Consider the following 18,950-nt stretch of genomic DNA (forward strand, 5'->3'; position numbering starts at 1 on the left):
CATCAGAGCTTGATCACATACTCCTTGCGGGTCGTCTCGATCACTTCCCAGCTGCCCTTGAAGCCCGGCCTCAGCACAAAGCTGTCGCCGGCCTTTACGGTGCGCGCCTCGCCGCCGTCTTCGGCGATGACCGAGACGCCGGACAGGATGTGGCAGAACTCCCATTCGTCATAGACGATGCGCCATTTGCCGGGCGTCGCTTCCCAGATGCCGGCATAAAGGCCGCCGTTCTGCTCCTCGACATTCCAGGTGCGGAACTTCGGATCGCCCGATATCAGGCGATCCGGCGCCGGCGCGCCGGCCTCCGGCTCGACGCTGCCGATAGCGACGGCCAGGAAATGCGGCGCGGCCATCAGACCTTGTCCAGCGCCTGTTCGAGATCGGCGATGATGTCGTTGACATCCTCGATGCCGATTGAAAGCCGGACCGTGTCCGGCCCGGCGCCCGCCTTGATCTTCTGCTCGTCGGAAAGCTGACGGTGCGTGGTCGAGGCCGGGTGGATGACCAGCGACTTGGTGTCGCCGACATTGGCGAGGTGCGAGAACAGCTCCAGCGCCTCGACGAACTTGACGCCCGCCGCATAGCCGCCCTTGAGGCCGAAGGTGAACACGGCGCCGGCGCCCAACGGCGAATACCGCTTTTGCAGCGCGTTGTTCTTGTCGCCGGCCAGGCCGGGATAGGACACCCAGGCAACTTTCGGGTGGTTGGATAGCCAGCCGGCGACGGTAACCGCATTGTCGCAGTGGCGCTGCATCCTGAGCGGCAGGGTTTCAAGCCCGGTCAGGATCAGGAATGCGTTGAAGGGCGAGATCGCCGGGCCGATGTCGCGCAGGCCGAGCACGCGCGCGGCAATGGCGAAGGCGAAATTGCCGAAGGTTTCGTGGAGCACGATGCCGCCATATTCGGGCCGCGGCTCCGACAGCATCGGGTACTTGCCCGACTTCGACCAGTCGAAGGTGCCGCCGTCGACGATGGCGCCGCCGATCGAATTGCCGTGGCCGCCGATGAACTTGGTCAGCGAATGCACGACGATGTCGGCGCCGTGCTCGATCGGCCGCACCAGATAGGGCGAGGCCAGCGTGTTGTCGACGATCAGCGGCAGTCCGTGCTTGCGGGCAATGTCGCCGATCTTCTCGATGTCGACGAAGATACCGCCCGGATTGGCCAGGCTCTCGATGAAGATCGCCTTGGTCCTGTCGTCGATCTGGCTCTCGAAGGTCGCGGGATCATTAGTGTCGGCCCAGCGCACCTCCCAGCCATAATTCTTGAAAGCGTGGCCGAACTGGTTGATCGATCCGCCGTAAAGCCTTGTCGCGGCGACGAAATTGTCGCCGGGCTGCATCAGGTTGTGGAACACCAGGATCTGCGCGGCGTGTCCGGACGCGACGGCGAGCGCCGCCGTTCCGCCTTCAAGCGCGGCGATGCGCTCCTCGAGCACCGCCTGCGTCGGGTTCATGATGCGCGTGTAGATGTTGCCGAAGGCCTTCAGGCCGAACAGCGAGGCGGCATGGTCGGCATCGTCGAAGACGTAGGAGGTGGTCTGATAGATCGGCGTGGCGCGCGCGCCGGTCGCCGGATCGGGCTTGGCGCCGGCATGGACGGCAAGCGTGTTGAAACCGGGCGTACGCGTCATCGAAAACCTCCCTCAGGAACCTGCTCAAGAAATCCCCGGGCATTCTTGGCGAAGGCCGGTCATGAATGCAAAGAAGAAAATGCCTTTCGGAGGGCGATCCGGGACGAAGGCGCGGGAAAATCCGATCCTTCCCGGAACAATTTTGCGCGCCTGCGACCGGTCTATTTCTGCCGTACGCCGAAACTCTGGAATCCCTGGCGCATCAGCGGCTTCTTCGACGAGAGCACGCCCGAGTTGACGCCGGTCCAGCCGATCTCGCCGGAGAGCTTGCCGTATTCGATCTTGGGGCAGCGGTTCATCACCACCTTGATGCCGGCGGCCTCGGCGCGCGCGGCCGCCTCGTCATGGCGCACGCCGAGCTGCATCCAGACGACTTTCGGCAAGGGATCGAGCCGCAGGACCTGATCGAGGATGCCCGGCACCGCCACCGCGCCGCGAAAGATGTCGACCATGTCGACCGGCTGCGGCACGTCGGCGAGGCTGGCGTAGACCGTGCGACCGAGTATCTCCTTGCCGGCATGGCCGGGATTGATCGGGAAGACAGAAAACCCCTTGGCCAGCAGGTACTTCAGCACGAAAAAGCTCGGCCGCACGTCATTGGGCGATGCGCCGACCATGGCGATGGTCTTCACCGTATTGAGGATGCCGGCGATGTAGGTGTTGTCGTAGCTGTCGTGGTTCATGCGTCGTCCTCATACAGCGCTTCGGCGAGAAAGCCATCCGGATCGCCGCAGAAATCGCGCATCATGCGAAAGTGGTCGGTGTCCTGAAAATCGACCAGGTCGAGCCCGGAGCGGCCGATACGGAACAGCCGCGCGCCGGGACAGGCCATCAGCAGCGGCGAATGCGTCGCCATGATCACCTGCGCGGTGCCGGAGCGGTCCATCCGCCCGAGCAGCTTCAGCAACTCGATCTGGCGCGTCGGCGAAAGCGCGCTTTCGGGCTCGTCCAGTATGTAGATGCCTTGCCGACGACAGCGTTCCTCGAAGAAGCGGATGAAACCCTCGCCATGCGACCATGACAGGAAGTCGGGCGGTGGCGGTTTGAACGGGTCTTCGAGTGCCGCCTGATCGAGGTAACGAGCGACGGAGTAGAAGGATTCGGCGCGAAAGAACCAGCCGGCAGTGACTTTTGGCAGCCAGTGGCCACGCAAGGTGTCGGCCAATGCGGCCCCGCTCTTGTCGATGGCAGAAGAATGGTCGACCGGCCTATAGCCCTTGCCGCCACCGGCCTCGTCATAGCCGGCAAGCGCACCGATGGCTTCCAGCAGCGTCGATTTTCCGGTGCCGTTCTCGCCGACGATGATGGTGATCGGCGTGGTGAATTCGAACTCGAAGGCGCGGCTGCCGAAAATCGGCAGGTTCCAGGGATATTGTTCCCAGTCCGCGACCCGCGCCGGCTCGAGCAAGATGCGCTTGAGATAAGGCGCCTTCAGCCGTGTCAGTTGCTTGCGAGGCGCCACGGGCGGTGTCAGCCCGGCAGCGAGATCGAGCCGTCTTCCGCGATCGGAAAGGCCGGATTGTGCGCGACTTCCCAGACATGGCCGTCGGCATCGGCGAAATAGCCGTACCAGCCGCCCCAGAAGGCGCGGCCGGCCGGCTTGACGATCGTGCCGCCGGCTTTCTCGGCCATGGCCAGGACCTCGTCGACCTCGGCGTCGGAGCGGGTGTTGTAGGCGAGATAGACCGCCGACGGCGCCTTGGCGAAGGTGATGCCTGAATCCTCTTCGGCGCTCGGGCGCGGAAACAGGCCGAGAATGGCGCTGCCCATCTGGAAGAAGGCAACGCCATCGGTGATACCCTGGTGGCGGGTCAGGCCCATGCCCTCATAGAAGCGCACCGCGCGATCGAGATCGTCGGTGGCAATGGTGATGATGGAGATGCGCGGTTCCATTCTCAGCGGAATCCGAAATGGTCTTTGAGGATCGCGAATAGCTGCTCTGCAGAATCTTGGTCTAACTGGATGGATTGGCTGACTTTATTGGGGATTTCGCGATCCTTTCGACCTGCAGTGTTGATCTGCAGCAGCCGACGACCATCCATCTCGTAGGTGAAATAGGTTGCGTCAATTGGGTCGTGAAGGCTCACGCGCTGAAGCGTCCCACGAACAAAATCACTGATCCGAGCCATCACTCGTCCTTCCATTCCGGCTTGCGCTTGCCGACGAAGGCACCGATGCCTTCCTCGGCGTCGCGCGCCAACATGTTCTCGACCATCACCCTGCCCGCGTAGGCATAGGCGTCGGAAAGCCCCATTTCGGCCTGGGCGTAGAACGCCTCCTTGCCGGTCCTGACGACCAAAGACGATTTTGAAGCAATGGTTTGCGCGTATTTGCCGACAACCTGATTCAGGTATTCGCGCGGCACGATGCGGTTGATGAGGCCGAATTCCTTGGCGGTCGCCGCATCGATCGTCTCGCCGGTGAGCAGCATTTCCATGGCGTGCTTCTTCGAGACGTTGCGCGACAGCGCCACCATCGGCGTCGAGCAGAACAGGCCGATGTTGACGCCCGGCGTGCAGAAGGTCGCCTCATGCGAGGCAATGGCAAGGTCGCAACTCGCGACCAGTTGGAGCCCGGCGGCGGTGGCGAGACCGTCGACCTCGGCGATCACCGGCTTAGGATGGCGCACGATCGCCTGCATCAGCGCGGCGCAGGCGGCAAAGGTCTCCTCGAAGAACGCCCTGCCCCGGTCGGCATCGCCGCGATGGGCGCTCAGTTCCTTGAGATCATGGCCGGCGCAGAACACTTTCCCGGACGCCGCAAGGATGATCACGCGGACCGATTTGTCCGATTTCGCGCGATCGAGCTCCGACTGCAGGGCGGCCATCGTCGCCAGCGAAAGCGCATTGGCCGGTGGGCGGGCGAGCGTCAGGCGCAGCACCCCCTTGTCCTGGCTGGCAAGAATTGGCCCCCCGGAGACGGCCGGCTTGATGGCGACGACTTCAGCCACTTCAGATCCTCTTGATCAGCGCTCGCGGCGCCATGGAACAAAAGAACTAGCACGCTGCCGATTGAAGAAAAGCGGCGAGGCGTGTTTTCTCGGGCGCAACATTTGGTCCAGGCGCCCCATCTGATATAGGAACCGCCCATGCCCGCCCAAAGCAGCCTCAAGCCGGTGCTCACCGCGGCGGAAGTCAACGCACTGATGGCGAGCGTCTATCCGCAGCTCAACGACCAGTTCAGCTTCTATCAGGCGATCGACGTATTCCCCGGCGGCTGCATTGTGCGGCTTAACGCCGACGAACGGCATCTACGCCCCGGGGGCACGGTGTCCGGCCCCTCGCTGTTCACGCTGGCAGACATTGGCGGCTATGTCTGCGTGCTCTCGCACGCCGGTCCCGACGCACTGTCGGTCACCACCAACCTCAACATCAATTTCGTGCGCAAGGCCGAGGCCGGGCCGATCGACGGCCATTGCCGCATCCTGAAGCTGGGAAAGAGCCTGATGGTGTTCGATATCGACATCGTCGCCGGGCCGGACGGGCAGACGGTGGCGCATGCCACGGGCACCTATTCGATCCCGCCCAAGCGTCCTGGTGATGTGGTAAAATAATACCTTTTTACCAAGCTATTGTTTTCGCTACACTTTATGCGATGAGGAGCTTTTCCGGCGCCTTGACGCAACCACTGCCCTCGCCTATAAGCCCTCACGAAGCAGCGGCCCGCAAAGGCCGCCGTTTTGTTATTGGCGGCGGGCAAGTGCCCCAGCCAATCCAAGCAACAAGAAACGCCTTTCCTTGTCGTTCGTGGATGGGGAAGGTCCAACCGAGAGCAAAACCATGGCTACCTTTTCGCAGAAGCCTGCGGATGTGGTGAAGAAGTGGGTGCTGATCGACGCCGAAGGTCTCGTCGTCGGCCGCCTCGCCACTGTCATCGCCAACCATCTGCGCGGCAAACATAAGCCCACCTTCACCCCGCATGTCGACGACGGCGACAACGTCATCGTCATCAATGCCGACAAGGTGGTGTTCACCGGCAAGAAGTACACCGACAAGGTCTACTACTGGCACACCGGCCACCCCGGCGGCATCAAGGAGCGCACCGCGCGCCAGCTGCTGGAGGGACGTTTCCCCGAGCGCGTCGTCGAGAAGGCCGTCGAGCGCATGATCCCGCGCGGCCCGCTTGGCCGCCGCCAGATGAAGAACCTCCGCGTCTATGCAGGCGCTGAACATCCGCATGTCGCCCAGCAGCCCGTCGCGCTCGACGTGGCCAAGCTGAATTCCAAGAACAAGAGGGCTTCGTAATGGCTGAGCTTTCCTCGCTCGCAGAACTCGGGACCGCCGCTGCCGTCGCGCAGCCGGCCGCGCCCGTCCACGTCCAGAAGCTCGACAAGTCGGGCCGCGCCTATGCCACCGGCAAGCGCAAGAACGCCATCGCGCGCGTCTGGGTGAAGCCGGGCTCCGGCAAGATCGTCGTCAACGACAAGGAATTCGCGAGCTATTTCGCGCGTCCGGTGCTGCAGATGATCCTCAACCAGCCGATCATCGCCGCCAACCGCGCCGGCCAGTATGACATCGTCGCCACCGTCATCGGCGGCGGCCTGTCCGGCCAGGCCGGTGCGGTGCGTCACGGCATCTCCAAGGCGCTGACCTACTACGAGCCGGCGCTGCGCGCCGTGCTCAAGAAGGGCGGCTTCCTGACCCGCGACAGCCGCGTCGTCGAGCGCAAGAAGTACGGCAAGGCGAAGGCCCGCCGCTCGTTCCAGTTCTCGAAGCGCTAAGCGCTACGCAGCTTCAAGCTTTCGAAAGGCCGCCTCCGGGCGGCCTTTCTTTTTCAGGACTCGCCACCTCCTCGGGATCGATTGGCTGACGCCTTGATGAAATCGATGAACGCCCGCAGCGGCGCCGGCACCAGACGCCGGCCGGGGTAATACAGGAAAGGCCCCGGGAAGCTCTGCCACCAAGGCTGCAGCACCGGTTCGAGCCTGCCGCTCTCGAAATGCGGGCGCACCCAATCCTCGAAGGCCCATAGAATACCGAGACCGGCGATCGCTGTATCGACGATCAGGTCGATTCCGCCACCGATGCCAACGGTCAGCGGCCCCGTGGGATCGACCCGCACCACTTCGCCGTCGCGCTCGAATTCCCACGGCGTCATTGCCCCGCTGGGGAAGCGGCCGCGCATACAGGCATGGTTGAGCAGATCGCGCGGATGCTGTGGCCGGCCATGCCGATCGAGATAGGACGGCGCGGCGGAGGTGGTGAAGCGCTGCACGCGCGGTCCGATCGGCACGGCGATCATGTCCTGCTCCAATCGCTCGTCGTAGCGGATGCCGGCGTCACAGCCGACCGCGAGCAGGTCGACAAAGCTCTCCTCTACAATTACCTCCAACCGGATTGCGGGATAGGCGGCGAGAAATCCCGGAACGATCTTCGGCAACACCAGCCGTGCGGCGCTGACCGGCACGTTGAGACGCAGCGTTCCGGCCGGCCGGTCGCGGAAGCCGTTCACCACGTCGAGCGCCGCCTCGACCTCACCCAGCGCAGGGGCGAGCCGCGCCAGCAAACCTGCGCCGGCTTCGGTCAAGGCAACGTTGCGCGTCGTGCGGTTGAACAGCCTGACGCCGAGCTGGGCCTCCAGACGGCGGATCGCTTCGCTGAGCGCCGAAGCGCTGCCTGCCGTGGCGCGCGCTGCCTCTCGAAAGCCGCCAGCGCGAGCCACTGCCAGGAAGGCCTGGAGATCGCCGAGTTCTGCCGCCATTGTTCGTATTCCCGTACAGCCTGTGTTGATAATAGCCGATTATCGAAACAGCCAACAGCGTCTATCTCGCTTTGCCGACAGCAAGGAGAACCAGCATGTCCAGCATCGACAAATCCGGCACCTTCAAACTCGGCGAGCACTCGGTCCGCCGCCTCGGCTACGGCGCCATGCAGCTTGCGGGCAAGGGCGTATTCGGCCCGCCGAAAGACCATGACGCGGCAATCGCCGTGCTGCGCGAAGCGGTGGCGAGCGGCGTGAACCACATAGACACCAGCGACTTCTATGGCCCGCATGTCACCAACATGCTGATCCGCGAGGCGCTTGCTCCCTACCCTGATGACCTCGTCATCGTCACCAAGATCGGCGCCCGCCGTGGCAGCGATGCCTCCTGGCTGCCGGCCTTTTCGCCTGAAGAACTCATTCAGGCGGTCCATGACAATCTCCGCAATCTCGGACTGGACGTGCTCGATGTCGTCAACCTGCGGCTGATGTTCGACGTGTTTGGCCCGGCCGAAGGTTCGATCGAGGCGCCGCTCAGCGCACTCGCCGAATTGCAGCGGAGGGGTCTCGTGCGCCATATCGGCCTCAGCAACGCCACCCGCGCGCAGATCGAGCAGGGCCGCCGGATCTGCAAGATCGCCTGCGTGCAGAACCAGTACAATCTGGCGCACCGGGACGACGACGCGCTGATCGACCAACTGGCGAGAGAAGGCACCGCCTACGTGCCGTTCTTCCCGCTCGGCGGCTTCAGCCCGTTGCAGTCCTCGGCCCTGTCGGATGTCGCATCACGACTTGGCGCGACGCCGATGCAGGTCGCGCTCGCCTGGCTGCTCCGTCGCGCGCCGAATATCCTGCTGATCCCTGGCACATCGTCGGTCGGGCACCTGCGGGAAAACCTTGCGACCGCCGAGCTCGAACTGCCGCAGGATGCACTCGATGAGCTGGACGGCATCGCCAAGGCGGCGTGAGGGCGGCGAGCAGCCTCAGTTGATGCTTGCCGTATGCGCCGGCTCGGCCGGCCGCGTCTCATCCGCATAGGGGACGCGAAAACCGTTGGCGGCCAGCCAGCCGATCGCCGCCTTCGGCTCGTCGGTCTGGATGATGGTGGCGCCGCGTTCGGCCCAGAAGCCCCAGGTTTCGCGCGGCAGGCTGGCGGCGACAGCCAGCTCGTCGCCGCGGCCGCCGGACAGGAAGCCGCCCGGCTTGTTGACGATGGCGTAGGTGTCGGCCCAGATGTGCCAGCCGCCGCGTACGGCAGAAGCCCGCATGCGGCTGCTGAACAGCGGCCCGCCCGTCTCGGTCAAGGTCTCGGCTCCGGCCCGCCAATTGATCAGTTCGATCGCGCCAGGCGAAAAGACCCGGCCGACCTTCTCGGCGAAGGCGGCGTCGCGCACGGCGTCGTCGGCGATGATCGGCATGAACTGGAAGCCGCCGCCGATGGCGTCGATTGCCGCTTTGACGGTGTCGATGCGCTCCTGGTTCCAGAGGTTCTCCTTGACTATGACCTGATCGGCCATGCCGAGATCGCGGGCGACCGCGATCATGCCGGCCAGGGCAGCCACATCCAGCTTGTTGTCCAGATTGATCAGGATCCGGTCCCTGGTCGCCAGGAGCATCTCGCGCAGCGTCGACACCGGCTCGTTGGTGACGGCGCCGGTGCCTTCGAGGACCAGCCTGCACTTCTTCAGTTCGGCGACCGTGTAGTCGACCACCTCGCCCTTGCAGTTCGTGGTGCGGTCGAGCCAGCTGTCATGCATGACGACGAACTCGCCATCCTTCGAGCGGCGGATGTCGACCTCGACGATCTCGGCGCCGAGCGCGATCGAGGCTTCGACAGCGGCGAGCGAGTTTTCCGGATAGAGCGTCTTGCCGGACTGCATGCCGCCGGCGCGATGCGCGGCCACCATCACATGGTCGCGCCACTGGTTGGCATGTTCGAAACGGTCGAGGATCTGCCTGGCCCGCGTTTCGCCGGCCAAGGCCTGTAAGGTCGAGGCCGCCAATGCAGCGCAGAGCAGAAGGCTTCGCAAAATCACCCGCATCAAGAATCGCTCCGTTCCGGATGGACACCGGTTAGGCGATGCGCGTGACAGGCCGGTGAACGAAGCCGGCTACAGGCTTGAAAGGATTGGCTTCTCAGATCCGCTTGGCGAGCCGGCGGAACCAGGCCAGGGCCGGCATTTCGACGAAGCGCCAGGTGCACCAGGAGACGGCGACCGTAGCGCACAGCATGGCAAGGATGGCGGCAAGGCCGACCCATGGCAGGTCGGCGCCGAAGCCGGTCGCATGGTCGCCGCGCAGCACGATGTCGCCGAGCAGGTGAAGCCCGAACTTGTGCTCGACCAGCCCGCCGACATTGATCATGCGCGCCTGCACGAAGATGTGGACCATGTAGATCGAATAGGAGAGCGCGCCCAGCGTCAGCATCGGCCGGGTGCGCAGTAGAGCGCTGATCCAGCCGCCCTCGTGGGCGAAGAGGTAGAGCGCCAGCGCAAACACGATCGGCGCGGCGATGCCGGCGTCGTTGTCGCCGGCCAGCGCGACAAAGACACCGATCACCGCGATCATGACGGTCTCGGCCGCCGTCCAGGCGAGCCGGGCCCTGCCGTCGCCGGCGAGCGCCTGTCGCGTCGCTGCAATGGAATCGTGCTGAAACCAGGCCAGGAGCGCGCCTAGCGAGAAGCCGTAGAGGCAGCGGATGAAGCCGAAGTCGAAGGACACGTCCATATGCCGGTGAGAAAATGCCAGCAGGAAAAGCGGCGCGGTGACGGCGGCTGCGACGAACCAGATCCAGCTGCGCCGACCCGCGGTGAAGACGACGGCGGCAAACAACAGGTAAGCGAAGAATTCCGCCGAGATGCTCCAGCTCGGCGCGTTCCAGCTCAGATGATCTTCCACGCCCATGCCTTGCAGCAGGAGAAGATTGGCGACCAGGCTGTTGAGGTCGAAGCCGCCTGTGAAGGGCGCGGCGCCCGCGCCGTGCAATTGCGGCAGCATGAGCCGCAGTCCCTCGAAGCCGGCGAAGGCTGCGAGCATGAGCAGATGCAGCGGATAGATGCGGCCAAAGCGGACCTGCGCGAAGCGGGCAAGCTCGACCGGCTCGCTGAGTCGGTCGCCGTAGGAGCTGGCGATGACGAAGCCGGACAGCACGAAGAAGAAATCGACGAACAGATAGGAGCCGCCGACGAAGGCGCTCTGCGAGATCACCGAGTCGGTCGGGAAATGGAACAGCGCCACCAGCAACGCGCAGATGCCGCGCCAGGAATCGAGCACCAGGAAACGCTCGCTCGCCACGGAGCCGGTCCGGGTCGTCGCGGGAATATGCGCGGGGTTGAGAAAGGCGGCCTGCGTCATGATGATACAATCCTGTGTTGTCGTGGCACTCGCCGAGCGCCATTCCGTTTCCCCACTCTGTGACTGGCATGTTGCGTGCCGGTTCTGTAGTTGTGGCAGCCCGATGAAAACCGAGGATCCGTAATGGCGAACCAGAACATCGACCACGCCTTCACCGCCCGCTCCAAGACGGGCGCATCCTTCGAGCCGACCTATGCCGGCGCGCTGTCGTTCATGCGGCGCAAATACACGAAGGACGTGAAGGGCGCGGACGCGGTGGTGTGGGGCATTCCCTTCGATGCGGCCGTCACCAACCGGCCCGGCGCCCGGTTCGGGCCGCAAGCGATCCGGCGCGCCTCGGCGATCCTCGACAATGATCCGCAATACCCGTTCTCGCGCGACCTGTTCGAGCATCTCGCCGTCGTCGACTACGGCGATTGCCTGCTCGACAGCGGCAACCACCAGAAGACGCCCGGCACGATCGAGCGCGAGGCGGCGAAGATCCTGAAGTCGGGCGCGTTCCTGTTGTCGCTCGGCGGCGACCATTTCGTCACCTGGCCGCTGCTCAAGGCGCATGCCGCCATCCATGGGCCGCTGGCGCTGGTGCAGTTCGATGCCCACCAGGACACCTGGCCGGACGACGGCAAGAGGATCGACCACGGCTCCTTCGTCGGACGCGCGGTGAAGGAAGGCATCATCGATCCCGACCGCTCGATCCAGATCGGCATCCGCACGCACGCCCCCGATACGTTCGGCATCAAGATCCTCTACGGCCATGAAGTCGAGGAGATGCGGGCGTCCGACATCGCCTACGCCATCGTCGACCGCACCGGCGGCAGGAAGACCTACCTCACCTTCGACATCGACTGCCTGGACCCGGCCTTCGCGCCCGGAACCGGCACGCCGGTCGCTGGCGGCCCGTCCTCGGCCAAGATCCTGTCGACGCTGCGCCAGCTTGGCCAGGTCGACATTGTCGGCGCCGACGTGGTCGAGGTTGCGCCAGCCTATGATCATGCCGATATAACGGCGATCGCAGGCTCGATGGTGGCGATGCACTATCTGGGCCTTGTGGCGGAGCGAAAAGCCCGGCTCGAGGACCTGAACAACGGCAATCATGTTGCAGTAAATCACGCTCAGGGCATATAGCTCTGAAATCGCAGGGAATTTTTCAGGCAATGAAACCGAAAATCTTCATCGACGGCGAACACGGCACCACCGGCCTGCAGATCAGGGCGCTGCTGGCCGAGCGCGGCGATCTGGAGATCATCTCCATCCCCACCGAGCGCCGCAAGGAAACGGCGGCAAGAGCCGAGTTCCTCAACGCCGCCGATGTCGCGATCCTCTGCCTGCCGGACGCCGCCGCCAAGGAAAGCGTCTCGCTGATCGAGAACGACACAACCAGGGTGATCGACGCCTCGACGGCGCACCGCGTCGCGGCGGGCTGGGAATATGGCTTTGCCGAAATGGACAAGGACCAGGCGAAGAAGATCGCCAATGCGAAACGCGTCGCCAATCCGGGCTGCTGGCCGCAGGGGCCGATCGCGACGCTCAGGCCGCTGGTGTCGGCCGGACTGCTGCCCGCCGATTTCCCGATCACCGTCAACGGCATTTCCGGCTATTCCGGCGGCGGCCGGCCGATGATCGAGGACTATGTCGGCAAGGGCGAGGACGCGCCTGAATTCCTACCCTATGGGCTGACCCTCCAGCACAAGCACGTGCCGGAGCTCAGGACCTATGCCAAGCTTTCACACGATCCGATCATGCAGCCGGCGGTCGGCAATTTCGCGCAAGGCATGATCACCGTGGTGCCGCTGCAGCTCGGCGGCCTCGGCCGCGTGCCGACCGGCGCCGAAATGCATGCAGCGCTCGCTGATCATTTCGCCTCGATCGAGGGCGGCGTGGTCGAGGTCGCGCCCTACACGCATCTGGAGCGCATCCCCGAGGTCGATCCGGAGGTCTACAACGGCACCAACAAGATGAAGGTCTATGTCTTTGCCAATGACGAGAGGGCGCAGGCGCTGCTCCTTGCCGTCTACGACAATCTCGGCAAGGGCGCGTCGGGTGCCGCCGTGCAGAACATGGACCTGATGCTCGGCCTCACCCCTTAAGCGGACGTGTCGGAATTCCCGAAGCGCTGGAAGGTCAGCGCGCCCGAACGGCAGCTCCACCATCCTCTGGATGCGAAGGTGCCCTCCACTCAGGCGGGCGCGGCTCAGCCAGCGAGCTTGATCTCATGCGGTAGCGGATAGGCGCCCTTGGTGCCGCGCCAGTGCGCTGCGGCAAAGCCCAGCAGGATCAGCGCAAAACCCTGATGGGTCAGCGCCATGTGCAGCGGCACCTGCATCAAGAGCGTTCCGATGCCGATCGAAGCCTGCACCAGCACGATCAGGAACAGCAGCGTGGCGCGGCGCGCATGAGTGGTGCCCGGCAGGCGCCGGCGCGTCGCGATCATGTGCCAGAGCGCCACGGCGAAGACCGTATAGGCGCCGATGCGGTGGACGAATTGCACCGTCTTGGGGTTCTCGAAGAAGTTGCGCCAGGCGGGCTCGAGCAGAAGCAGATCGCCTGGAACCAGTCTGCCGTCCATCAACGGCCAGGTGTTGTAGCTCAAGCCGGCGTCCAACCCGGCGACCAGCCCGCCGAGATAGATCTGCACCAGCGCCAGCAGCACAATGACGCCGGCAAGCCGCTGCGTCGAGCGATCGGCGGCGGGCTCGGAATGCGGCGCCAGCCCCCGCGCCACCACCATGGTGGCAGTGAAGATCAGCGCCGCCAGCGTCAGATGCGTGGCCAGCCTGTACTGGCTGACGGAGACGCGATCGACGAGGCCCGAGGCCACCATCCACCAGCCGATGGCGCCCTGAAGGCCACCGAGCATGAGGATGCCGACCAGCTTTGGCCCCAGGCCGCGCTCGATGCGGCGCGTCGCCCAGAAGAACAGTAGCGGCAAGGCAAAGACGACGCCGATGCCGCGGCCAATGATACGATGCGCCCATTCCCACCAGAAGATCGTCTTGAACGCCTGGATGCTCATGCCCTTGTTGAGCTCGGCATATTGGGGGATCTGCTGGTAGCGCTGGAATTCTTCCTGCCATTCGGCGGCGTTGAGCGGCGGGATCACACCATGGATCAGCTGCCACTGGGTGATCGACAGGCCGGAATCGGTCAGCCGGGTGGCGCCGCCGACCAACACCATCGCGAACAGCACCAAAAGCACGACATAAAGCCAGCCGCGCAGCTGCGCCCGGTTGCGAAGATCGCGGTCGCGGGCGGCATAGGGTGCGGCGGCGGTGATGGCGGCCATGGAACTGTCCTGGTAGTTGAGGTCGCGGGATTGGTGAACCATGGCAGGCCCGGTGGCAAGGCCGGCCAGCGCGGCACGCCGTCGCGCCGCGGATGACGGGTTGCGCGCCCCTTGCGATCGGCCTAAGCGATAGCGATCAACGAGATCGCGACATGCCCATTCGCCTGAAAAAGCTGATCGGAACCGTGCTGCTGGTGGCGCTGGTCGTCATCTACGCGCTGGTGGCGTCGATCGTGGCGGTTGCCCAGCTGTCGGAATCGAGCCCGCTGGTGCATCTGCTGTTCTTCCTGTTCAGCGGCCTGCTGTGGGTCCTGCCGGCGATGGGCATCATCAAGTGGCTGATCATCGAGCCGCGGCCAAAGGGCTGATGCCCCGGCGCCTGCGAGGCGCGTTGGCGCACGCGGGCTGACGTCCAACCTCAAATGGATAAGCGCCGGACATGTATCGCTAATTCCACAAGGGCTGACGTTGCGGGCTGACCGGTCCCGCTATCTTGTCCGCGGACTTCCGGGCGAAGCCCGCCGAAGGAATTCCGCAAAGCTCTCCGGTTGTCGGCCGGTGATGGCGCTGAAGTCATTGGATGTGCGGCTGTAGCGGCCTTCGGCGATCGACGCGCACAAGCTGGAGAAGGCACGGGGCCAGGGATCATCCAAGCGCGCCGAGGCCAGAGCCAGGTATTCGTCGACGGAACAGGGCCGATAGCGCACCGGCCTCGCCGTCATTTCACCGTAACAGGCAGCGATTTCGCCAAAGTCCAAGGCCCGCTGCCCCGCAAGCGTGTGGATGGTGCCGGTTCTGTCGGGTTTCGCAGCCACGGCGGCGACGGCGGCAGCCACGTCGTCGCGCGAGATCGGCGCCACGCGACCATGTCCCGCGGGCAGTACGAGTTCTCCCGACACCTGGCTCGGCACGAGCCAATGTTCGAGAATGAAGTCGCAGTACAAACCACATCTAAGAATGGTGGAAGGCACGCCGCAGGCGGCCAGCCGCCGCTCCGCATCCCGGTAGACGGGCGCGAAGTAGAAGGGCGACTGCCAGTCCGTATCGATGATGCTCGTGAACACGATGTGCCGGATGTTGGCCGCCGCGGCTGCCTCCAAGACGTTGGCGTGGTGGCGCATGACCGCCCTCGCCTCGCCATCGCTGGAAACGAGGACCATCTCATCGATACCCGCGAAAGCCGCCTTCATTGCCAGGATATCGTCATAGTCGGCAACGCGGAGCGCGCTTGAGGGCGGCAGGAGTCGGCTTGCTGCCTCGGCGTTCCGGACCAATGCAACCACCTCGCAGCCGAGCGCCGCCAGGTGGCGGACGACGGTGCGCCCCACGTGACCGGTGGCTCCCGTGACGAGGATCATGTCCGCTCCTCCTTCCCTTCCCGCTTGACGCACACATATCTCAATGGTTATACGTCAATCAATAGCCATCAGGTTATCAATTCCATGACAAACGCCCACGACCTGCTGTTCAGGACACTTGCCGACCCGACCCGGCGCGCCATCTTCGAACGGCTGTGCCAGCAAGGAGAGCAGACCGTGGGCGCCCTTACGGCCCAGTCCGGGGTTTCGCAGCCGGCCGTGTCGAAGCATCTCGGCGTGCTGCGACAGGCCGGGCTGGTGAGCGACCGCCATGAGGGACGACAGACCCACTACAGCGCGCAGCTCGGCGCGCTGTCGCCCCTGATGGACTGGACACGGCAGATGGCAGGCTTTTGGGAAAGCCGGTTCGACGACCTCGAGGATCTGCTCAAAAGGATGGATCAATGAACGATACCGCCGCTGAAACCCGATCCGTCGTCGTCGAGCGGGAGATACCCTATCCGGCGGAGAAGATCTGGCGCGCGCTGACGCAACCACACCTGATCGAGGAATGGCTCATGAAGAACAATTTCAAGCCAGTCGTGGACCACCGTTTCAGCCTCAGCGCGGACTGGGGCGGCGTCGACTGTCAGGTCCAGACAGTCGAGCCCAACAAGACGCTGTCCTACACCTGGGACACCAAGGATCTCGAAAGCGTGGTCACCTGGACGCTCACCCCCACGGGCACGGGAACCCATTTGCGCATGGAGCAGACGGGCTTCCGGTCCGATCAGGAGCCATATTATCGCGGCGCCACCGTCGGCTGGCCGAGGTTCCTTGCAGCCCTGGAACAGGTCCTGGCGCGCTTGGACTGAGGCCTGCCGGCGCGCTTCAAAGCCACGCCCAAGTTCACCAAGCGCCACACCGCGCATGAAACCAATGGAGGAAAACGAATGAAGATCAAGCTGACCAAAGTGTATGTGGACGACCAGGAAAGGGCCCGGTCCTTCTATACCGACGTTCTCGGCTTCACCAAGAAGGCCGACTTCAGCAACGGGCCGTTTCGCTGGCTGACGGTGGCCTCGTCCGACGAGCCCGAGGGAACCGAGCTGCAGCTGGCGCTGAACGACAATCCCGCGGCCAAGACCTACCAGCAGGCGATGTTCAAGCAGGGCCAGCCCGCACTCATGGTCTTCACCGACGACATCAAGGGCGACCACGAGCGCATCAAGGCACGGGGCGGCGCCTTCGCCATGGCGCCGACCGAAGTCACCGGCTCGACCATCGCCCAGCTGAACGACAGCTGCGGCAACCTCATCCAGATCACCCAGCTGGCGCGCTGGTAGGGTTCCCGTCGGCATTTTCAGAGGAGGCTGCATTGAACTTCAGCCAATGGATTCGGCAAATTCATCGTTGGTTGTCGATCGCCTTTACGGTGACCGTCATCGCCAACTTCGTCGCCATGGCATTGGGGGAACCTCCGGCCTGGGTGGTCTACTCGCCGCTCCTGCCGCTCTTCCTGCTGCTGTTTTCAGGCCTGTACATGTTCGTGCTGCCGTATCTCGCGAAGTCGGGTGGCGAGCAGCGCGCTGGCGGTTAGATGGCCAAGGGGCGCGAACAATCGAAGCTCGCCGCCCAGCGGGCCGGCACTGAGCCGGTCCTGCTTTCAGGTGGCAACCCACAAATCGCCAAGGGCCATGGCGACGCCCCGGTGCAGGCCTATATTGTCGCCATGCCAGGCTGGAAGCGCGATATCGGCCGCCGCCTCGACGCGCTCATTGAACGCACCCTCCCCGGCGTCGAGAAGGCAGTGAAATGGAACTCACCGCTTTACGGGGTCGAGGGCCAGGGCTGGTTCCTCGGCATTCATTGCTTCGCGAACTACGTCAAGGTGGCCTTCTTCCGCGGCACCTCGCTCAGGCCGATGCCTCCGGGTGAGTCCAGGACCAAGGAAACGCGCTACCTCGACATCCGCGAGGACGACCAGGTCGACGAAGCCCTGTTCGCCGACTGGGTGAGGCAGGCCAGCCAATTGCCCGGCGAACGGATGTGACCAGTCCGCCGGATGAAATGCGACAACAGCCACGAGGAAGTGACAGCCAGCCATGAAGACGAGCGGTTCGCAGGAAAGTAAAACACCTTCCCAGCTGATAGACACGAGAATTGAAGACTTGGGCGACTGGCGGGGCCAGATGCTCGGCCGGCTCCGTGCCTTGATCAAGGAAGCCGATCCCGAAGTCGTTGAAGAGTGGAAATGGCGAGGCGTTCCGGTGTGGGAGGACGCCGGCATGATCTGCACTGGCGAGACCTACAAGGCCGTCGTGAAGCTGACCTTCGCCAAGGGGGCGGCTCTCGACGATCCTTCCGGCCTGTTCAACTCCAGCCTAGACGGCAATACGCGGCGCGCCATCGACTTCCGCGAGGGCGAGACGATAAACGAGGCAGCGTTGAAGGCGCTCGTTCGCGCCGCCGTGAGCCTGAACAAGTCCAAGGCCAGGAAATAATCCGCCGGGATCGACCGACGGCAGCCAAGGTCTGTTGAGATTCAGGTCAGGCCGGCTGGCCTCAACTGGATATCAACGGACCTCAGATCGTCACCACCATCTTGCCGGCATTGGCGAGCGGAGTCGTCACCCCCGACAGCATGGTGCGGATGTGGGCGACGCTCTGGTAGCGGCCGTTGACCGAGATGCGCGGCAAGGCATGCAGGAAGCCGGCATGCTCGGCGCGCAACACGCCATGGCGCGTCGTCACCCCCGAGACATAGCCGGCGTCGCTGGCAAAGCCCACCTCGCGGCAGCCGACGGCGCTGGCATAGCCGTAGGGATAGGCAAGATGGCGCGGCTCCTCGCCGAGCTTGGCCTGCAATATGCGCCGGACGTCGCCGATTTCACGCCGCGCGTCGGCCTCCGGAAGCCGTTTCAAGTTGAGGTGGTTGACGGTGTGGGCGCCGATCGTCACCAGCCTGTGCGCGGCCATGGCGCGGATCTCGTCCCAGCTCATCAGCGTGCTCGGGCGCTTCGTCTCCAGATCGATGCCGTTCATGCGCGCGAATTCGCGCAACGTCGCACGCTGGTCCTCCTCGCGGACCTCCGCAGTCAGCCAGCTATGCAGGCGCGCATTGGCCTGAAGCTTTTTTCCCCGCGTCGAGCAGTCGATCGTCACGGAGCCGTCCGGCGTCGCCAGCGTCAGCCGGTCACGCGCGTTGACGATATCCTCGATCACGTCCCACCAAAGGTCGGCGGCGCCGTCGATCAGGCCGGGCGCGACATAGATGGTGATCGGCGCACTGTGCTTTTCCAGCACCGGCAGCGCCTCGGTCATGTTGTCGCGATAGGCATCGTCGGCGGTGATGGTGGCGAACTGGCCGCCCTTGCCGCCGTGCTTGATACGTTCGATCGCCTCGTCCAGCGAAACGAAGGCGTAGCCTTCTGCCTTCATGTCGGCGATGAGGGCATCGAGGAAGCCGGGCGCGATGTTCAGGTGACGGTTGACGCCATTCGGCTTTTCCGGCGTCGCGGTAACCCGGTGCAGCATAAGGATGGCGCCGATGCCGCCGACAAACGGCTTTGCCAGCGGGGCAAGGCCGGTGTAGCGGGCAACGTTCAGCGCCAGTTTCCGGATTGCTTCACCCCCGTCGATCATTCCTTCACCTTTTGCGCCTAGGCTCATCCAGCATGCG

Annotated in this window: 26 protein-coding genes; 13 read left to right on the plus strand and 13 right to left on the minus strand. The window is 64.2% G+C overall.

Annotated features, from left to right (window positions below):
• Nucleotides 1-2: 2 nt before the first annotated feature.
• The 7 genes from JG743_RS19385 to JG743_RS19415 form a co-directional block, all read right to left on the minus strand.
• Nucleotides 3-353: a cupin domain-containing protein gene (locus JG743_RS19385; RefSeq protein ID WP_202292384.1), complete on the minus strand. Its 351-nt coding sequence runs from the start codon at nucleotides 351-353 to the stop codon at nucleotides 3-5.
• Complete coding sequence (locus tag JG743_RS19390; protein ID WP_202292385.1) at nucleotides 353-1,633, minus strand: O-acetylhomoserine aminocarboxypropyltransferase; 1,281 nt, start codon at nucleotides 1,631-1,633, stop codon at nucleotides 353-355. Before JG743_RS19390 ends, JG743_RS19385 begins: the two co-directional genes overlap by 1 nt.
• 161 nt (nucleotides 1,634-1,794) lie before the next feature.
• Nucleotides 1,795-2,316 (minus strand): CoA-binding protein, encoded by a 522-nt coding sequence (locus JG743_RS19395; RefSeq protein WP_202292386.1) that lies wholly within the window; start codon nucleotides 2,314-2,316, stop codon nucleotides 1,795-1,797.
• Entirely contained in the window at nucleotides 2,313-3,095 is a 783-nt protein-coding gene (locus tag JG743_RS19400; protein ID WP_202292387.1) for an AAA family ATPase, read from the minus strand. The genes JG743_RS19395 and JG743_RS19400 overlap by 4 nt, the downstream gene beginning before the upstream one ends.
• Before the next feature lie 8 nt (nucleotides 3,096-3,103).
• Nucleotides 3,104-3,526, minus strand: coding sequence for a VOC family protein (locus tag JG743_RS19405; protein WP_202292388.1), 423 nt, complete (start codon nucleotides 3,524-3,526; stop codon nucleotides 3,104-3,106).
• 2 nt (nucleotides 3,527-3,528) lie between these two features.
• Nucleotides 3,529-3,762: a methionyl-tRNA formyltransferase gene (locus tag JG743_RS19410; protein WP_202292389.1), complete on the minus strand. Its 234-nt coding sequence runs from the start codon at nucleotides 3,760-3,762 to the stop codon at nucleotides 3,529-3,531.
• The gene (locus JG743_RS19415; RefSeq protein WP_202292390.1) at nucleotides 3,762-4,583 is read right to left on the minus strand and encodes an enoyl-CoA hydratase; all 822 of its coding nucleotides are present in this window, start codon (nucleotides 4,581-4,583) and stop codon (nucleotides 3,762-3,764) included. The genes JG743_RS19410 and JG743_RS19415 overlap by 1 nt, the downstream gene beginning before the upstream one ends.
• Nucleotides 4,584-4,721: 138 nt before the next feature.
• Between JG743_RS19415 and JG743_RS19420 the strand changes: the two genes are divergently transcribed.
• The 3 genes from JG743_RS19420 to rpsI all read left to right on the plus strand — a co-directional run bounded on the left by JG743_RS19420 (nucleotide 4,722) and on the right by rpsI (nucleotide 6,353).
• Nucleotides 4,722-5,186: a PaaI family thioesterase gene (locus JG743_RS19420; protein ID WP_202292391.1), complete on the plus strand. Its 465-nt coding sequence runs from the start codon at nucleotides 4,722-4,724 to the stop codon at nucleotides 5,184-5,186.
• 226 nt (nucleotides 5,187-5,412) lie between these two features.
• Entirely contained in the window at nucleotides 5,413-5,877 is a 465-nt protein-coding gene (gene rplM, locus JG743_RS19425; RefSeq protein WP_202292392.1) for a 50S ribosomal protein L13, read from the plus strand.
• Nucleotides 5,877-6,353: a 30S ribosomal protein S9 gene (gene rpsI / locus JG743_RS19430; protein WP_126054908.1), complete on the plus strand. Its 477-nt coding sequence runs from the start codon at nucleotides 5,877-5,879 to the stop codon at nucleotides 6,351-6,353. Before rplM ends, rpsI begins: the two co-directional genes overlap by 1 nt.
• A gap of 53 nt (nucleotides 6,354-6,406) precedes the next feature.
• Here rpsI and JG743_RS19435 read toward each other — a convergent pair whose 3' ends face one another.
• Nucleotides 6,407-7,333 carry a LysR family transcriptional regulator gene (locus JG743_RS19435; protein ID WP_202292393.1) on the minus strand — a complete coding sequence of 309 codons (927 nt, stop codon included), beginning with the start codon at nucleotides 7,331-7,333 and terminating at the stop codon, nucleotides 6,407-6,409.
• A 95-nt stretch (nucleotides 7,334-7,428) separates the two neighbouring features.
• Between JG743_RS19435 and JG743_RS19440 the strand changes: the two genes are divergently transcribed.
• The gene (locus tag JG743_RS19440; protein ID WP_202292394.1) at nucleotides 7,429-8,301 is read left to right on the plus strand and encodes an aldo/keto reductase family oxidoreductase; all 873 of its coding nucleotides are present in this window, start codon (nucleotides 7,429-7,431) and stop codon (nucleotides 8,299-8,301) included.
• 15 nt (nucleotides 8,302-8,316) lie between these two features.
• Here JG743_RS19440 and JG743_RS19445 read toward each other — a convergent pair whose 3' ends face one another.
• Entirely contained in the window at nucleotides 8,317-9,375 is a 1,059-nt protein-coding gene (locus tag JG743_RS19445) for a glycerophosphodiester phosphodiesterase family protein (protein ID WP_202292395.1), read from the minus strand.
• 94 nt (nucleotides 9,376-9,469) lie between these two features.
• Nucleotides 9,470-10,687, minus strand: coding sequence for an acyltransferase family protein (locus JG743_RS19450; RefSeq protein ID WP_202292396.1), 1,218 nt, complete (start codon nucleotides 10,685-10,687; stop codon nucleotides 9,470-9,472).
• 123 nt (nucleotides 10,688-10,810) lie between these two features.
• Between JG743_RS19450 and speB the strand changes: the two genes are divergently transcribed.
• Both speB and argC read left to right on the plus strand, forming a co-directional pair.
• A complete protein-coding gene (gene speB, locus JG743_RS19455) occupies nucleotides 10,811-11,812 on the plus strand; it encodes an agmatinase (RefSeq protein WP_202292397.1) in 1,002 nt (333 codons plus the stop codon).
• Nucleotides 11,813-11,841: 29 nt separating this feature from the next.
• Complete coding sequence (gene argC, locus JG743_RS19460; protein ID WP_202292398.1) at nucleotides 11,842-12,774, plus strand: N-acetyl-gamma-glutamyl-phosphate reductase; 933 nt, start codon at nucleotides 11,842-11,844, stop codon at nucleotides 12,772-12,774.
• A gap of 104 nt (nucleotides 12,775-12,878) precedes the next feature.
• On the opposite strand, the gene JG743_RS19465 is transcribed toward argC, so the two are convergent.
• A complete protein-coding gene (locus tag JG743_RS19465) occupies nucleotides 12,879-13,970 on the minus strand; it encodes a COX15/CtaA family protein (RefSeq protein ID WP_202302741.1) in 1,092 nt (363 codons plus the stop codon).
• Between the two features lie 152 nt (nucleotides 13,971-14,122).
• Here JG743_RS19465 and JG743_RS19470 point away from each other — a divergent pair, with 152 nt between their 5' ends.
• Entirely contained in the window at nucleotides 14,123-14,338 is a 216-nt protein-coding gene (locus JG743_RS19470; RefSeq protein ID WP_202292399.1) for a DUF2842 domain-containing protein, read from the plus strand.
• 120 nt (nucleotides 14,339-14,458) lie between these two features.
• Here JG743_RS19470 and JG743_RS19475 read toward each other — a convergent pair whose 3' ends face one another.
• On the minus strand, nucleotides 14,459-15,328 hold the full coding sequence (locus JG743_RS19475; protein WP_202292400.1) for an NAD(P)H-binding protein: 870 nt from the start codon (nucleotides 15,326-15,328) through the stop codon (nucleotides 14,459-14,461).
• Between the two features lie 84 nt (nucleotides 15,329-15,412).
• Between JG743_RS19475 and JG743_RS19480 the strand changes: the two genes are divergently transcribed.
• The 6 genes from JG743_RS19480 (at nucleotide 15,413) to JG743_RS19505 (ending at nucleotide 17,772) form a co-directional block, all read left to right on the plus strand.
• The gene (locus tag JG743_RS19480) at nucleotides 15,413-15,736 is read left to right on the plus strand and encodes an ArsR/SmtB family transcription factor (protein WP_202292401.1); all 324 of its coding nucleotides are present in this window, start codon (nucleotides 15,413-15,415) and stop codon (nucleotides 15,734-15,736) included.
• Nucleotides 15,733-16,143, plus strand: a complete 411-nt coding sequence (locus JG743_RS19485) for an SRPBCC family protein (protein WP_202292402.1) — start codon at nucleotides 15,733-15,735, stop codon at nucleotides 16,141-16,143. The genes JG743_RS19480 and JG743_RS19485 overlap by 4 nt, the downstream gene beginning before the upstream one ends.
• A gap of 78 nt (nucleotides 16,144-16,221) precedes the next feature.
• Nucleotides 16,222-16,614: a VOC family protein gene (locus tag JG743_RS19490; RefSeq protein ID WP_202292403.1), complete on the plus strand. Its 393-nt coding sequence runs from the start codon at nucleotides 16,222-16,224 to the stop codon at nucleotides 16,612-16,614.
• 32 nt (nucleotides 16,615-16,646) lie between these two features.
• Complete coding sequence (locus JG743_RS19495; protein WP_202292404.1) at nucleotides 16,647-16,868, plus strand: hypothetical protein; 222 nt, start codon at nucleotides 16,647-16,649, stop codon at nucleotides 16,866-16,868.
• Complete coding sequence (locus tag JG743_RS19500) at nucleotides 16,869-17,321, plus strand: DUF1801 domain-containing protein (RefSeq protein WP_202292405.1); 453 nt, start codon at nucleotides 16,869-16,871, stop codon at nucleotides 17,319-17,321.
• A 52-nt stretch (nucleotides 17,322-17,373) separates the two neighbouring features.
• Nucleotides 17,374-17,772 carry a DUF1801 domain-containing protein gene (locus JG743_RS19505; RefSeq protein ID WP_202292406.1) on the plus strand — a complete coding sequence of 133 codons (399 nt, stop codon included), beginning with the start codon at nucleotides 17,374-17,376 and terminating at the stop codon, nucleotides 17,770-17,772.
• Between the two features lie 82 nt (nucleotides 17,773-17,854).
• On the opposite strand, the gene JG743_RS19510 is transcribed toward JG743_RS19505, so the two are convergent.
• Nucleotides 17,855-18,913 carry a polysaccharide deacetylase family protein gene (locus JG743_RS19510; RefSeq protein ID WP_202292407.1) on the minus strand — a complete coding sequence of 353 codons (1,059 nt, stop codon included), beginning with the start codon at nucleotides 18,911-18,913 and terminating at the stop codon, nucleotides 17,855-17,857.
• Between the last annotated feature and the right edge of the window lie 37 nt (nucleotides 18,914-18,950).

It is taken from the genome of Mesorhizobium sp. 131-2-1 (assembly GCF_016756535.1).
Classification (GTDB): Bacteria; Pseudomonadota; Alphaproteobacteria; order Rhizobiales; family Rhizobiaceae; genus Mesorhizobium.